This window comes from Cypionkella psychrotolerans, from assembly GCF_001294535.1.
Classification (GTDB): domain Bacteria; phylum Pseudomonadota; class Alphaproteobacteria; order Rhodobacterales; family Rhodobacteraceae; genus Cypionkella; species Cypionkella psychrotolerans.
This window is the reverse complement of the sequence record NZ_LGIC01000086.1, coordinates 19,674-34,499: the sequence shown is the minus strand read 5'-3', so window position 1 is coordinate 34,499 and position 14,826 is coordinate 19,674. Positions and strand designations below refer to the sequence as shown.

Sequence of the window (14,826 nt, the reverse complement as noted above, 5' to 3'; positions counted from 1 at the left end):
AATTGCGGGGCGGTGATGATTGACGTTGAAGACCTCATCGCCCTGGTTAAAAACTACAATCCGCGTTGCAATGCCGAGCTGATCCGCCGGGCTTATGCCTACGGCGCTGCCATGCACGAAGGTCAGATGCGCAAATCGGGTGAGCCGTACTTCACCCATCCGGTCGCCGTCGCAGCCATCCTCACCGAACAGCAGTTGGATGATGCCACCATCATCACGGCGCTGTTGCACGACACGATTGAGGACACCAAATCCACCTATGCCGAGGTCGCCAAGCTGTTTGGCGAGGAAGTGGCGGAATTGGTCGATGGCGTCACCAAGCTGACCAATCTACAGCTTTCCAACACCGAATCGCAGCAGGCGGAAAACTTCCGCAAGCTGTTCATGGCGATGTCGAAAGACTTGCGGGTGATTTTGGTCAAGCTGGCCGACCGCCTGCACAACATGCGCACCATCAAGTCGATGAACCCGGAAAAGCAGGCCAAAAAGGCCCGCGAAACCATGGAAATCTATGCACCGCTCGCGGGTCGCATGGGGATGCAGTGGATGCGCGAAGAACTTGAAGACCTCAGCTTCCGCGTTCTGAACCCAGAGGCCCGCAATTCGATCATCCGTCGCTTCCTGACCCTGCAACGCGAATCTGGCGATGTGGTGCATCAGATCACCGCCGACATCCGCGCCGTGCTGGAAAAGGTGCAGATCGACGCCGATGTCTATGGCCGCGCCAAAAAACCCTATTCGATCTGGCGCAAGATGCAGGAAAAGGATCTGGCGTTCAGCCGCCTGTCTGACATCTACGGCTTTCGCGTCATCTGCGCCTCGGTCGCTGACTGCTACCGCATCCTTGGTGTGATCCACCAGCGCTGGCGCGCGGTGCCGGGCCGATTCAAAGATTATCTCAGCCAGCCGAAAACCAACGGCTACCGCTCAATCCACACCACGGTGTCGGGCCGCGACGGCAAGCGCGTCGAAGTGCAAATCCGCACCCGTGAGATGCACGAGGTCAACGAGGCGGGTGTGGCCGCCCACTGGTCCTACCGCGAAGGTGTGCGCGCCAAGAACCCGTTTGCCGTCGATCCCGCCAAATGGATCGCCGCGATGACCGAACGGCTGGATGAGGGCGATCACGACGAATTCCTCGAAAACGTCAAGCTTGAGATGTATTCCGATCAGGTGTTCTGCTTCACCCCGAAGGGTGATGTGGTGCAACTGCCGCGTGGGGCGACGCCCCTAGACTACGCCTATTCGATCCACACCCGCATCGGCAATTCCTGCGTCTCGGCCAAGATTGACGGCATCCGCGTGCCTTTGTGGACCCGGCTGAAAAACGGCCAATCGGTGGAAATCATCACCGCCGAAGGCCAACGCCCCCAAGCGTCTTGGATCGACATTGTCACCACAGGCCGCGCCAAGGCGGCGATTCGCAAATCCCTGCGCGAAGAAGATCGCGGCCGTTTTGTACGGCTTGGTCAAGAACTTGCCCGCGCTGCCTTTGAACATGTTGGCAAAAAGGCCACAGATAAAGCCCTCCGCACGGCTGCAAAAATGCTGGGAATGCCGGATGAGGCGGAGCTTCTCGCAGCCCTCGGTTCGGCAGAATTGACCGCTCGCAAGGTCGTTGAAACCCTCTACCCTGAACTCATCCAGCATGGCCCGGATGAGGTTGAATCCGCCCGCGCCGTGATCGGTATGCCCGATGATCAGACCTTCCGCCGCGCACCGTGCTGCCAACCGCTTCCGGGCGAACGTATCGTCGGCATCACCTATCGCGGCCAAGGTGTGTTGATCCACGCGATTGATTGTCCGGCACTGGAAGAGTTTGAAGAACAGCCCAACCGCTGGGTTGATCTGCAATGGCACGCAGGCCGCCACGCCGCCGTCAACACCGTTGCGCTGGATGTCGCCATCTCCAACGACCAAGGCGTTTTGGGTCGGATCTGCACCTTGATTGGCGAGCAGAAAGCCAACATATCCGATCTGCGGTTCACAGAACGTAAACCGGATTTTTACAGACTTATCATTGACGTGGACTTGCGCGATGTTGAACACTTGCACATGGTGATGACAGCCCTCGAGGCGGAAACCGATGTCGCACAAGTGTCGCGGCATCGTGATATGACACGCAAACCCTGACGGGCTATCCGCAGGGTCACTGGGCAAGAAGGAATCGGGCCGCTCTATGGTTTTCAAACGTCGGCAACCGCTGGGATGGCTCGCTTGGATGCGCGAGATGGTCTACCCGAAGGGTGGCTTCAAACGCGCGACCCGCTACGTCATCCACCGGATGAGCCGATTGCCCGATGACCCCCACCGCATCGCCCGCGGCGTGTTTGCGGGCTTTCTGATTGGCTTTCTGCCACTCCCCGGCCTGCAATTCGTCGCCGCTTGGGCCGCTGCCCGCCTTGTGCGCGGCAACCTGTTGGCCGCCTTGCTTGGCACATTCAACACCAACCCCTTGACCACGCCCTTCTTCGCGGTCTTTGCGATGACCTTCGGCCATTGGATCATGGGCGTGCAAGAGCCACTCACGGCCGAGGCCATTGGCGGCGCTTTTGCTCATGCCGGTGGCGATCTGTGGCGCAACATGGTCGCGATCTTCACCCCGGAAACCATGCATTGGGGCGGCTTGATCCGCTTTTGGCATGAGATTTATGTGCCGTATTTCATCGGTGCGTTGCTGCCCGGCATCGTGATATCGGCCATCGCTTATTATCTTACGATCCCAATCGTGATGACCTACCAAAAAGCTCGTGCGGCCAAGGCCGACGATCGGCGCGAGCGTCGCCACCGTCTGAAACTCGCGGTGTCTGAAGCCAAAAACCGCCTGCTGCACCGCACCGAGAAAGACGGTGAAAGCCGCGTTCTCGGAGATGACAGCAGCACGGGCGCAAAGTAATCTGATCAAAACCACAAAGGACGCAGGCGATGGCACATCTCGCGCGGCAACGGCTTGGCATCAACATTGATCACGTCGCCACCGTGCGCAACGCCCGTGGCTCGGCTTGGCCCGACCCTCTGCGCGCCGCTTTGCTTGCCGAAGCCGCCGGGGCCGATGGCATCACCGCCCATCTGCGCGAAGACCGCCGCCACATCCGCGACGCAGATATGGACGCACTTGCCGCAGGCATCGGCATCCCGCTGAACTTCGAATGTGCCGCAACCGACGAGATGGCCGCGATCATCCTACGCCTGAAACCCCACGCCGTCTGCCTCGTGCCGGAAAACCGCGCCGAACGCACCACCGAAGGCGGCCTTGATGTGGCCTCCGACGCCAACCGGCTGACTGATTTCATCACTCCCCTGCGCGAAGCGGGCTGTCGGGTGTCGATGTTCATCGGCCACGCGCCCGCCCAGATCGAGGCCTCCGCCCGCATCGGTGCCGCCGTGGTTGAACTCCACACCGGCCACTATTCCGACCTGCAAGCCGAAGGCCGCATGACCGAGGCCGAAGCCGAACTCGACGCCCTGCGCAAAGGGGCCGCCTATGCCCACAGCCTTGGCCTCGAAGTCCACGCCGGCCACGGTCTGACCTATGATAACGTCACCCCCATCGCCGCCATCCCCGAAGTGGCCGAGCTGAACATCGGCCATTTCCTGATCGGCGAGGCGATCTATGTCGGGCTTGAAGCCGCTATCAAAGAAATGCGCCGTCTGATGGATGCGGCGCGCGCAATCCCGGCCTGAAGGCCGGGACGCGCTGCTGCGGTCACTCGGTGACGGTCAGAACCGTCCACATCCCACCGACAAAGTGGTTGGGAATGTTGCAATAAAGCAAATACAGCCCCGGTGTCAGATCAACCGTCAACGCACCGCTTTTGCCTGGATCAAGCTCGGCAACCTCGCCCAGATGCCCGGCGGTTTCTTCATCGACCCGGTTCTCATCGGCAAGATAGGGCAGGTCGACATCGGTCGACTTTATCGGCGAGACGATCATTTCGTGGATGATGTCCTTTGAATCATTGACGACCTCAAAGGTGATCCTTCCGGGAGCAATCGTTGCTGTGTCGATCTTTATCCCCATCATGGCCATCGCCATATCGCCGCCGGACATGGCTTTTCCCATGCCCAACATCATTTTACCGTTCATCATTGCCGAGTCCGGTCCTTTGTCCCACAGCGAGACATGCACCGTGCTATCGGCAGCGAAAGCGGTCGTTCCGCCGAACGCCGTGAACAGCGCGGCAGCGAGGGTAAAAGCAGTGCGTCTGGAGACTCTCATCACTCAATCCTTCTGTGCAAAGGGTCAAACGGCCCCCGCTTATTCTCCGCCTGATCCCGGCGCGGCGCATTGATCTGAATCAGCCCCTATCTTTACCACATTGCTGCCGGCGCCTGTGCTGTCGACTGGACAGCGCGGGCTTGCGGCTCTACCTTCAGAGTTCATTTTCATCAGGGATCTGTCGCGTTGAAGCAGTTGTACGCCGGGCCCGAGGGGCAAAGATGATCCTTGGCATCGGTTCTGACCTTGCAAACATCGACCGGATCGAGGCCGCCCTCGCCCGTCACGGCGACCGTTTCAAAACCCGCGTCTTCACCGAACGCGAGCAGAAAAAGGCCGAAAGCCGCCCCCGCGCCATAGCCGCCACCTATGCCAAACGCTGGGCCGCGAAAGAGGCCTGTTCCAAGGCGCTCGGCACCGGCCTGCGCATGGGCATCTCTTGGAAAGACATGGCGGTGTCAAACCTGCGCTCGGGCCAGCCGGTGATGCACCTCACCGGATGGGCCGCTGAACGCCTCGCGCAAATGACCCCGCCCGATCATCACGCGATCATTCACGTCACTTTGACTGACGATCACCCTTGGGCGCAGGCTTTCGTGGTGATCGAAGCCCGCCCCGGCCCCGCGCCAACTTGACTCCGGCCCCCCCGGCGCGCATGTAGCGGCAAATCTGAAGGAAGACGAACATCATGGCGAAAAACGAAAGCGGCATTGTCGAGACGATCAAAACCGTCGTCTACGCATTGCTGATCGCAGGCGCTTTCCGCACCCTGCTGTTCCAGCCGTTCTGGATTCCGTCCGAGTCGATGAAAGACACCCTGCTGGTCGGCGATTTCGTTTTCGTCAACAAGATGGCCTATGGCTATTCCAAATACTCTTGCCCCTTCGCTTTGTGCCCAATCTCAGGCCGCATCTTCGCGTCCGAGCCCGAGCGCGGCGACGTGGTGGTGTTCCGCCATCCGGTCAATGGCTCTGATTTCGTCAAACGCCTGATTGGTCTGCCGGGTGACAAGATCCAGATGAAGCAAGGCGTGCTCTACATCAACGGCGCGGTCGTGCCGCAAGTGCCCGATGGCACCTTTGAAGAAGTGATGGAGCCGCAAGGTCCGATGAAATCCCGCCCGCGCTGCAGCAATGGCGCGGTGGGCGACGGTGCGATCTGTCAAAAAGAGCGCTTCCGCGAAACCCTGCCAAATGGCGTCGTGCATGACGTGATGAACATCGAAAATGATGGCTACGCCGACAACACCGATGTCTTCACCGTGCCCGAGGGCGAGTATTTCTTCATGGGCGACAACCGCGATAACTCCCAAGACAGCCGCTTTGCCCAAGCCGTCGGTGGCGTCGGCTTCGTGCCCGCCGAAAACCTGATCGGCCGCGCCGACCGGGTGATCTTCTCCTCCGCAGGCACCTCGATGCTGTTCTTCTGGACCTGGCGTTCTGATCGTTTCTTCAAGGCGGTGGAGTGAAGCTCGCAGCCGATCTCAAAGCCTTCGAGGCGCGCATTGGGCACACTTTCCGCCAGCCAGACCTGCTGCTGCGCGCCGTGACGCACGCCTCGATCTCCTCGACCACCCGCCCCGACAACCAACGCCTTGAATTTCTTGGCGATCGAGTGCTTGGCCTTGTGATGGCCGAAGCCTTGCTGGGTGCCGACATCGCCGCCTCCGAAGGCCAACTCGCCCCCCGCTTCAACGCTCTGGTCCGCAAAGAGGCCTGCGCGGAGGTCGCCCGCGAGGTGGGCCTCGGCGATGTGCTGAAACTTGGCCGCTCGGAAATGCTCTCCGGTGGTCGCCGCAAAGAAGCCCTGCTCGGTGATGCGATGGAGGCGGTGATCGCCGCCGTTTACCAAGACAGCGGCTTTGACGCCGCCCGCGCCCTGATCCTGCGGCTTTGGGGGGCCCGGATCGGCGCTGTCGAACAAGACGCCCGCGATCCCAAAACATCGCTGCAAGAATGGGCGCAAGCCCGCGCCATGCCGCCACCGATTTACACCGAACAGGGCCGCGAAGGCCCAGACCACCAGCCGATCTTCACCGTTGAAGTCCGACTGGAAAGTGGCGAGGCTGAACTTGCCCGCGCCGGATCGAAACGTGTGGCCGAACAAGCCGCAGCCCGCGCCCTTCTGGCCCGGATGGAGACTTCTGATGACTGAAGACAGCAAACTCACTGGCCGGATGCCCGATGGTCCCGGCACCCGCGCAGGTTTCGTGGCGCTGATTGGCGAACCAAATGCCGGCAAATCCACCCTGCTGAACCGCATGGTCGGCGCGAAAGTGTCAATCGTCACCCATAAAGTGCAAACCACTCGCACTCGTATTCGCGGCGTGGCGATGGAGGGTGTCGCACAGATCGTGTTTGTCGACACACCGGGCCTGTTCCGGCCTCGCCGCCGTTTGGATCGCGCCATGGTCAAAGCGGCTTGGGGCGGTGCCGCTGATGCCGATCTGATCGTGCTGTTGATCGAAGCCAACCGGGGCCTCACCGAAGGTGTGGCCACCATCATCGACCGCATGAAAGACCAAGTCCCGCAAGGTCAGGCCGTGGCTTTGGCGATCAACAAGATCGACAAGGTGAAAGCCGAGGTGCTGCTGGCTTTGGCCGAGAAAATGAACGAAGCCTTCCCGTTTGCGAAAACCTTCATGATCTCGGCTGAAAAAGGCTACGGCGTCAAAGACTTGCGCGAATGGTTGGGCGAGCAGATCCCCGATGGCCCGTGGTTCTACCCCGAAGACCAGATCGCCGATCTGCCGATGCGGATGATCGCCTCGGAAATGACCCGCGAGAAGCTGACGCTGCGGCTGCACGAAGAGCTGCCGTATCAGCTGACCGTCGAGACCGAGAAATGGGAAGACAAGCCCGACGGCAGCACCCGGATTGACCAGATCATCTATGTCTCGCGCGATGGCCACAAAGGCATCGTGCTGGGCAACAAGGGTGAGACGATCAAATCCATCGGCCAAGCCGCCCGTGCCGATATCTCGGAATTCCTCGGCCGCACCGTGCATCTGTTCCTACAGGTGAAAGTACGGGAAAACTGGCAGGATGAACCCGAGCGTTATTCCGAAATGGGTCTGGATTTCAAAGACGGCGAGGCGTGACGTAGGCGGAATTCGCAGTCGAATTCCGGCACGAAATTTGTCGCAAATTTCGGTTTCGTGGTTTGAAAGCGGGCGTTGGTTGATCCGTTGAACCCTCCGGGGGGAGTATTTCAGAAAGAGCAACGATGAGTGCGCGTCTCACCTCTGATCTATGGGTTTCCGCCTATCTGACCCGGCTGCGGCTGGCGGATATTCCGGTCTATGTCACCGCCAAAGGCGACCCGACGGCAGGGGCGGTGATTGTGAAAGTCGCCCTGCTGAGCGGCCAAGCCCGCGCCTATCAGCGCTCGTTTGATCTGATGGCCGATACCCGGGTCTGGGTGGTTCTGGCGGATGGTCCCGAGCCAGAGGTGGATGCCCTGCTCTCGCGTCAGCGCAGCCGCGACCCTGATCTTTGGGTGATTGAACTTGAGGATCGCCAAGGCCGCACCCTGCTGGATCAGCCGGGTTTGGCCGAGTGAAGGATGCGCGCCAGTGCCGCGACGGCGAGGCTGAGCAGCACCAACGCCACCACCAGCGCACCGATGTTGCGCACAACATGTGGCCAGCCCAAGGCGTCCGCGTTCAGGAACGGATAGGCCCAAGCCCCGGTCTTTTGCCCCCGGATCATCGCATAAGCCGCATATATCGCGGGCCAAATCAGCCACTGCGGCACGTCGCGCCAGTGCACATTCTTGGGGGCAAAGCCCAACCACCACGCGGCAAAGCCCAAAGGCATCACCGTATGCAGCCCCAGATCCGCCCACCAGCCAAGACCTTCGGTCGGAAATTGGCTGGCCAGCAGTGCGTGATACAGAATCCCCACCGTTGTAATCGCCACCATCAGCCCCGCCGCGCGCGAGGCGGAAATCTGCCAGCCCTTGGTGATTGCCAAAAGATGCGCCACCAGCAAGGCATTGGTTAGAATGGTGAAATAGGCGGCCATCGCCCAAATTCTGTCCACCGCCAAGCTAAGCCCGGTCAGCGCATCAAACTGCGCGCGCAGGGCGGCAAGGCCAACTATGGCAAGGGCAAAGGCGGTCAATCGGGCCAGCATCCGCGCAATCTGCCGCAAAACCCAAGGATGGCAAGCCTTGCTCTGCCGTGACGCTGCGTCGATACTGCGGCGATGGAATGGCGCGATCAGGGGGCGGTGATCTCGGTGCGGCCGCATGGCGAGACATCGGCGATCATCGAGGTATTCACGGCGGCGCATGGGCGTCATGCCGGCGTGGTGCGCGGCGGTGCCTCGCGCCGGATGGCGGCGGTGTTGCAACCCGGCAGCCAAGTCGATGTGGTCTGGCAGGCGCGGCTTTCGGAACAGATCGGCAGTTTCAAGGTTGAGCCGCTGCGCAGCCGGGCCGGGGTGCTGGCGGATCGGTTGAACCTTGCGGGCCTCAACGCGATCTGCGCCATGCTGCACATCGCTTTGCCCGACCGCGAATCGCATCCGGCACTTTACGCCCGCTCCATCGCCTTGCTGGATGCACTGCAAACCCCCGGCTGGCCGCCTGATTATCTGCGATGGGAGCTAAACCTGTTGGAGGAACTCGGCTTTGCCCTCGATTTCAGCCAATGCGCCATCACTGGCAGCCGCGAGGATCTGGCCTATGTCAGCCCGAAAACCGGACGCGCGGTGAACCGCGATGCTGCTGGCGAATGGGCGGGACGGCTGTTGCCTTTGCCGCCGGTTTTGCTGGGGCAGGGGCCCGCCAGCCCGGTTGAAATTGCCCAAGGCCTTGCGCTGACCGGGCATTTCCTGAACCGCGCTTTGGAACCCACATTGAACGGCAAATCACTGCCCGAAGCGCGTGCGCGATTATTAGCCATCTTGGCGCAACAATAGTCGCGGACAGCCTAACCGCCGTCGCCAGCAGCACAGACCTCCGCCGCCAGACCAAGCCAAATACCCGCATGGCCCTGCGGTATCAGTCTTTGGAGTTGAAACACTCCTCCAGCCCAAAACTCCAGCATTTCGCTTTGCTTGCGGGGCTTGAGGCTGCGGTGCGCGGCACGCTGATTTCCACCATTCCGATTGCAATCTATGACGCGTTCGGCTCGGCGCAGAACCTGTCCACGGTCTATTTGACCGCAGGCATCATCACCCTGTTCTGGGGCCTGATGGTGCCGCGCCTGACCCAGATCTGGCCGCGCCGCTGGGTCTATTCGGCGGGCTGCGTGTTTTATCTGATCGCGATGGTGCTGTTCGTTCTGGGCACACAATGGTCGGTGCAACTGGGCATCCTGATCATGTCGATGGCCACGGTGACCTGCTTTGTCTGCTTCAACGCCTATGTGCTGGATTATGTGCCGCGCGCCGATCTCGGCCGCACCCAAAGCCTGCAAATGGTCTATGCCGCAGCGCCTTGGGCGATTGGCCCGATGGCGGGCGTCTATATGCGCGCGCTTTGGGCGCCGTTGCCGTTCATCGTCGCCGCCATCTTTGCGGTGATCCTGTTCGGGGTGTTCTGGTATCTACGGCTTGGGTCGGGCAAACAAATCACCCGCGCCAAAGGCCCTGCGGTCAATCCCTTAGCCTATTTGGGCCGTTTCTTCCGTCAACCGAGGCTGATCGCCGGCTGGCTGTTCGCGGTGATCCGCAGCTGTGGCTGGTGGGTCTATGTCGTCTATGTCCCAGTGTTCTGCATCGAATCCGGCTTGGGGGACAAACTCGGCGGCTTCATGCTGTCGGTGTCGAACGCCACGCTGCTGCTGTCGCCGTTCATGGCCGCATGGGTGCGCAAACGCTCGGTCCGAGTCGCCCTGCGCCGCGCCTTGGCCTATTGCGCCATCCTGTTTTGCGCCGCCACCATCTTCGCCTTTGCCCCCACGCTCACCATTGCCTGCTTGTTCCTCGGCTCATTCGGGCTTGTGATGCTCGATGTCGCCGGAGGTCTGCCGTTCATGATGTCCGTCAAACCCTCGGAACGCGCCGAGATGGCCGCCGTCTATTCCAGCTTCCGCGATGTCTCGGGCATCGCCACCCCCGGCATGGCGTGGCTGGTGCTGTGGGTCGCCCCGTTGAACTTCATCTTCGCCGCCTCGGGGCTGGCCTTCGCCGCCGCCTATGTCATCGCCAGCAGCCTGCACCCCCGCCTAGGCATCCTACGCCCCTCGCGTGGCCGCCCCTAATCCAACAACCGCCGCGCAATCACCTGCGCCTGAATTTCCGCAGCCCCCTCAAAGATGTTCAAAATCCGCGCATCGCACAGAATCCGCGAAATCTGATACTCCAGCGCAAAGCCATTGCCACCATGGATCTGCAACGCATTGTCTGCGCTGGCCCAAGCCACCCGCGCGCCCAATAGCTTCGCCATCCCAGCCTCCAGATCGCAACGCTTGCCGTGATCCTTCTGCCATGCGCTGAAATAGGTCAGTTGCCGGGTGATCATCACCTCAACCGCCATCATCGCCAGCTTCCCCGCCACGCGTGGAAATTCGATCAGCGCCTTTCCGAACTGCTTGCGATCCGTCGCATAAGCCATGCCCACTTCCAAAGCATTCTGCGCCACGCCAATCGCCCGCGCCGCCGTCTGGATGCGCGCACTTTCAAAGGTCTGCATCAACTGCTTGAAGCCTTGCCCCGGCACTTCGCCCAACAGGTTCTCGGTCTTCACCTTAAAGCCATCAAACGCCAGCTCGTATTCCTTCATGCCGCGATAACCGAGCACCTCAATCTCGCCCCCGGTCATCCCCGGAGTCGGAAACGGCTCGGCATCCGTCCCCGGCACTTTCTCGGCCAGAAACATCGACAAGCCGCGATAATCTGTCGTCTCCGGGTCAGTGCGCGCGAGCAAGGTCATCACATGAGTCCGCGCTGCATGGGTGATCCAAGTCTTGTTCCCCGTGACCTCCCAAGCCCCATCCACCGCAACCGCGCGGGTGCGCAACGACCCCAGATCGCTGCCCGTATTCGGCTCGGTAAACACGGCTGTCGGCAAAATCTCCCCAGAGGCCAGCTTCGGCAACCACTGCGCCTTCTGCGCCTCGGTGCCACCGCACAAGATCAACTCAGCGGCAATCTCAGAGCGCGTCCCCAACGACCCAACCCCAATATAGCCCCGCGACAACTCCTCAGACACCACCACCATCGAGGCTTTCGACAGTCCAAAGCCGCCAAATTCCTCCGGGATCGTCAGCCCAAACACCCCCATCTCGGCCAAAGCCGTGATGATCTCCATCGGGATCAATTCATCGCGCAGATGCCAGCCATGCGCGAACGGCACCACTTTCTCATCGGCAAAGCGGCGGAACTGGTCGCGGATCATCTCTAACTCATCATCCAGCCCAGTGACCCCAAATGTCGCCCGACCGTGATTGCCGCGCATCAACGCCACCAGCCGCATCCGCGCCGCAGGACTATTCCCCTCGGCCATCAACACAGCCGCAGCAAGCCCCGGCACAGCAGAAATCCCCAAATCCCCCAGCCGCGCCATCTCGCCCTGCGATATCGGAATCCCGCCATGTATCTGGCTCAGATACTCGCCAAAGCCGATCTGAAGGATCAGCCCCTCCATCTCGCCGAAGCGACCGTCCTCAGCCAACCGCCCCGCCCAAGCCCGCAACTGCCGCAAAGCTTCGGTGTAGGTCGCCAGCCAAGACAGGCTGTGCGCCGCAAACTGATGCTCTTCCATCGCGGTGGCAGAGACCTTGCCCGCTACCGTCACCAGCCCGCGCAGAGCTTCACGCCCGCGTTCAAACAGTGCCTCAACTTCCGGCAAAGCTTCGGCGGTCAGCCCCAGCAGATCGGTCATAACACCAGAGTTCTGATCCAAAGCCATCCCCGTTCTCCGCACATGCTGCATCTGCGAAAGGGGTAATCTCTTCGCAGCCGCAGCGCAACATTAATTCGATAAGATGCCATAAATTGATTTAAAATGTCGCATGTAATTTTGACGTGCGATCCGTCCCCCCCTGCATTAGACAAAGCCTGCAAGGAGAAAACCGCATGGAATATCTTATGGCTGGCCTGACGCCACTGGCTTTTCTGGCGGCGCTGGCCATCACCTGTTTCGCGGGCTTCGTCAAAGGCGCGGTTGGCTTCGCGATGCCGATGATCATGATTTCCGCCTTCTCCAGCTTCCTGCCGCCCGAGACTGCCCTCGCGGGCCTGATCCTGCCCACCCTGATCTCCAACCTCACCCAAGCCTTCCGCCAAGGCTTTGCCCCGGCTTGGGAAACCGTGATCAGCTATCGCCGGATGCTGATTGCCACCGTGATTTTCATCGTGATTTCAGCCCAGTTCGTTCGCGTGATCCCGCAAGACCTGTTCCTGCTGCTGCTCGGCCTGCCGATCACCGCCTTCGCCGCGCTGCAACTCGCCGGGGTCGGCCTCGCCCTGCGGCTAGAGCATCGCAATCGCGCCGAGTGGATTCTGGGTGCCATCGGTGGGCTCTATGGCGGGGTCTCTGGCGTCTGGGGGCCGCCGCTGCTGGTCTACCTGCTGTCGATCAAAGCCGACAAACTGGAGACCGTCCGCGTGCAAGGTGTGGTGTTCCTGATCGGCGCCGCGGTCCTGCTGGCCGCCCATCTGCACTCCGGCGTGATGACCGCCAGCACGATGAGCTTCTCCGCGGCGTTGGTGCTGCCCGCCATGCTCGGCCAATCTCTGGGAGTCGCGATCCAAGACCGCCTCGATCAGTCAAAATTCCGCCGATGGACGCAAATCCTGCTGGTGCTGACTGGCCTCAACCTGATGCGGCGGGCGGTCGGCCTCTAACCCCAGTTTCCCTAAAATTTATCTAAAATTTGCTTTCATCTTGGCTCAAATATCCCACAGGGGTCTGGGGGTGTGAAACCCCCAGCCGCCCATGCAGCAAGCCAAAGCTTAACAGAACCTGAACAGCAACCTGTAAGTCTTTGAACTCAAAGTATTTGAAAAAGGTCCCAACGCGGGACCCTCCCGTTTCAGCCAATCGCCGCTGCTTTCACGTCAGCATCAATGAACGGCACATACTGCGCGAAATTATCGGCGAACATGCCCACCAATTTCTGCGCCTGCGCATCATAAGCCGCCTTGTCGCTCCAAGTCGCGCGCGGGTCCAGCAGGGTCGCATCGACCCCCGGCACAGAAACGGGAACCTCAAAGCCAAAGTTCGGATCGCGGCGGAACTCCCCGGCCGAAAGCGAACCATCCAGCGCCGCCGTCAACAAAGCCCGCGTCGCCTTGATCGGCATCCGCTTGCCCTCGCCAAATTTGCCCCCGGTCCAGCCGGTATTCACCAGCCAGCACGATGCGCCAAACTTCGCAATCTTCGCCTGCAACAGCTTGCCATACACCTCCGGCCGGCGCGGCATGAAGGGTGCGCCAAAGCAGGTCGAGAACGTCGGCGTCGGCTCGACAATCCCGCGCTCCGTCCCCGGCGTTTTCGAGGTGAAGCCGGACAGGAAGTGATACATCGCCTGCGCCGGGGTCAGCCGGGCGATCGGCGGCAGCACCCCATAAGCATCGCAGGTCAGCATGATCACATTCTTCGGATGCCCGCCCATCCCGGTTTCCGACGCGTTCGAGATGTACTCCAACGGATAAGCGCAGCGCATGTTCTCGGTCAGGCTGCTGTCGGTGAAATCCAACTCCAGCGTTTCGGGATCGAACACCATATTCTCGACCACGGTGCCAAACTTCGAAGTCGTGCCGTAAATTTCCGGCTCGGCTTCCGCCGACAGGTTGATCGTTTTGGCATAGCAGCCGCCCTCAAAGTTGAAGGTGCCGCGATCCGACCAGCCGTGCTCATCATCGCCGATCAGAATCCGCGACGGGTCGGCCGAAAGCGTGGTCTTGCCCGTGCCCGAAAGCCCAAAGAACACCGCCGAATCCACCGGATTGCCGATCGCATGGTTGGCCGAGCAATGCATCGGCATCACGCCTTTTTCTGGCAGCAGATAGTTCAGCAGCGTGAACACCGCTTTCTTATTCTCGCCCGCATAGGCGGTGCCGCCGATCAGGATGATCTTGCGCTCAAAATTCAGCGCGATCACGGTAGAGGTCCGGCAGCCATGCAGCTTAGGATCAGCCTCAAACGACGGGCAGTTGATCACTGTCCATTCCGGCACGAAAGCGTCCAACTCCGCCCGCTCAGGGCGACGCAGCATGTGGCGGATGAACAGCCCGTGCCACGCCAGTTCCGTCACCATCCGCACATCCAGACGGTAAACGGGGTCGGCTCCGCCGAACAGGTCCTGCACGAAATACTCGCGCCCCTGCATATGCGCCAACATATCCGCGTACAGCCGATCAAACGCCTCGGGCGCCATGGCCGCGTTGTTTTCCCACCAGATCGAATCCTCGACCCCGGCGGTGCGGACCACGAATTTATCCTTCGGCGAACGCCCGGTAAACTGCCCGGTGGTGCACAAAAACGCCCCACCCTTGCCCAGTTTCCCCTCACCGCGCGCCACGGCAGCTTCGACCAATGCAGGCTCGATATAGTTATAATAGACGCGCCCCAGCCCGCTGATGCCTTGATTTTCCAACCGTTGCGATGGGTTCACGCGTCCATTCGTCATCCTGCAAGCTCCCGTTCCCGCC

At 60.8% G+C, this 14,826-nt stretch carries 15 protein-coding genes; 11 read left to right on the top strand and 4 right to left on the bottom strand.

The window, feature by feature from the left end:
* The first annotated feature begins 15 nt into the window (after nt 1–15).
* From AKV04_RS19820 to AKV04_RS19810, 3 genes are read left to right on the top strand one after another with little or no spacing between them, the layout of a single operon-like run.
* Nucleotides 16–2,133, top strand: a complete 2,118-nt coding sequence (locus tag AKV04_RS19820) for a RelA/SpoT family protein (protein WP_054008137.1) — start codon at nt 16–18, stop codon at nt 2,131–2,133.
* Between the two features lie 46 nt (nt 2,134–2,179).
* Nucleotides 2,180–2,896: a DUF2062 domain-containing protein gene (locus AKV04_RS19815; RefSeq protein WP_082351759.1), complete on the top strand. Its 717-nt coding sequence runs from the start codon at nt 2,180–2,182 to the stop codon at nt 2,894–2,896.
* Nucleotides 2,897–2,925: 29 nt separating this feature from the next.
* Entirely contained in the window at nt 2,926–3,684 is a 759-nt protein-coding gene (locus tag AKV04_RS19810; RefSeq protein WP_054008136.1) for a pyridoxine 5'-phosphate synthase, read from the top strand.
* Between the two features lie 22 nt (nt 3,685–3,706).
* On the opposite strand, the gene AKV04_RS19805 is transcribed toward AKV04_RS19810, so the two are convergent.
* Entirely contained in the window at nt 3,707–4,219 is a 513-nt protein-coding gene (locus AKV04_RS19805) for a hypothetical protein (protein ID WP_202905661.1), read from the bottom strand.
* A 221-nt stretch (nt 4,220–4,440) separates the two neighbouring features.
* Between AKV04_RS19805 and acpS the strand changes: the two genes are divergently transcribed.
* The 5 genes from acpS to AKV04_RS19780 all read left to right on the top strand — a co-directional run bounded on the left by acpS (nt 4,441) and on the right by AKV04_RS19780 (nt 7,780).
* Complete coding sequence (acpS, locus tag AKV04_RS19800) at nt 4,441–4,854, top strand: holo-ACP synthase (RefSeq protein WP_054008135.1); 414 nt, start codon at nt 4,441–4,443, stop codon at nt 4,852–4,854.
* A 53-nt stretch (nt 4,855–4,907) separates the two neighbouring features.
* Nucleotides 4,908–5,687 carry a signal peptidase I gene (lepB, locus tag AKV04_RS19795; RefSeq protein ID WP_054008134.1) on the top strand — a complete coding sequence of 260 codons (780 nt, stop codon included), beginning with the start codon at nt 4,908–4,910 and terminating at the stop codon, nt 5,685–5,687.
* Nucleotides 5,684–6,373 carry a ribonuclease III gene (gene rnc, locus AKV04_RS19790; protein ID WP_054008133.1) on the top strand — a complete coding sequence of 230 codons (690 nt, stop codon included), beginning with the start codon at nt 5,684–5,686 and terminating at the stop codon, nt 6,371–6,373. The genes lepB and rnc overlap by 4 nt, the downstream gene beginning before the upstream one ends.
* Nucleotides 6,374–6,395: 22 nt before the next feature.
* Complete coding sequence (gene era, locus AKV04_RS19785) at nt 6,396–7,319, top strand: GTPase Era (RefSeq protein WP_054008498.1); 924 nt, start codon at nt 6,396–6,398, stop codon at nt 7,317–7,319.
* Nucleotides 7,320–7,444: 125 nt separating this feature from the next.
* Entirely contained in the window at nt 7,445–7,780 is a 336-nt protein-coding gene (locus AKV04_RS19780; RefSeq protein ID WP_054008132.1) for a DUF1491 family protein, read from the top strand.
* Here the strand turns inward: AKV04_RS19780 and AKV04_RS19775 are convergent.
* Nucleotides 7,759–8,355, bottom strand: a complete 597-nt coding sequence (locus AKV04_RS19775) for a Pr6Pr family membrane protein (protein ID WP_054008131.1) — start codon at nt 8,353–8,355, stop codon at nt 7,759–7,761. The genes AKV04_RS19780 and AKV04_RS19775 overlap by 22 nt on opposite strands.
* A 72-nt stretch (nt 8,356–8,427) precedes the next feature.
* Between AKV04_RS19775 and recO the strand changes: the two genes are divergently transcribed.
* A complete protein-coding gene (gene recO / locus AKV04_RS19770) occupies nt 8,428–9,144 on the top strand; it encodes a DNA repair protein RecO (RefSeq protein ID WP_054008130.1) in 717 nt (238 codons plus the stop codon).
* A gap of 68 nt (nt 9,145–9,212) precedes the next feature.
* The gene (locus AKV04_RS19765) at nt 9,213–10,430 is read left to right on the top strand and encodes an MFS transporter (RefSeq protein WP_054008129.1); all 1,218 of its coding nucleotides are present in this window, start codon (nt 9,213–9,215) and stop codon (nt 10,428–10,430) included.
* Here AKV04_RS19765 and AKV04_RS19760 read toward each other — a convergent pair.
* A complete protein-coding gene (locus AKV04_RS19760) occupies nt 10,427–12,079 on the bottom strand; it encodes an acyl-CoA dehydrogenase family protein (RefSeq protein ID WP_054008128.1) in 1,653 nt (550 codons plus the stop codon). The genes AKV04_RS19765 and AKV04_RS19760 overlap by 4 nt on opposite strands.
* A gap of 167 nt (nt 12,080–12,246) precedes the next feature.
* Here AKV04_RS19760 and AKV04_RS19755 point away from each other — a divergent pair, with 167 nt between their 5' ends.
* The gene (locus AKV04_RS19755; RefSeq protein WP_054008127.1) at nt 12,247–13,017 is read left to right on the top strand and encodes a sulfite exporter TauE/SafE family protein; all 771 of its coding nucleotides are present in this window, start codon (nt 12,247–12,249) and stop codon (nt 13,015–13,017) included.
* A gap of 188 nt (nt 13,018–13,205) precedes the next feature.
* Here the strand turns inward: AKV04_RS19755 and AKV04_RS19750 are convergent, their stop codons facing one another.
* Complete coding sequence (locus AKV04_RS19750; RefSeq protein WP_054008126.1) at nt 13,206–14,804, bottom strand: phosphoenolpyruvate carboxykinase; 1,599 nt, start codon at nt 14,802–14,804, stop codon at nt 13,206–13,208.
* Nucleotides 14,805–14,826: the final 22 nt, after the last annotated feature.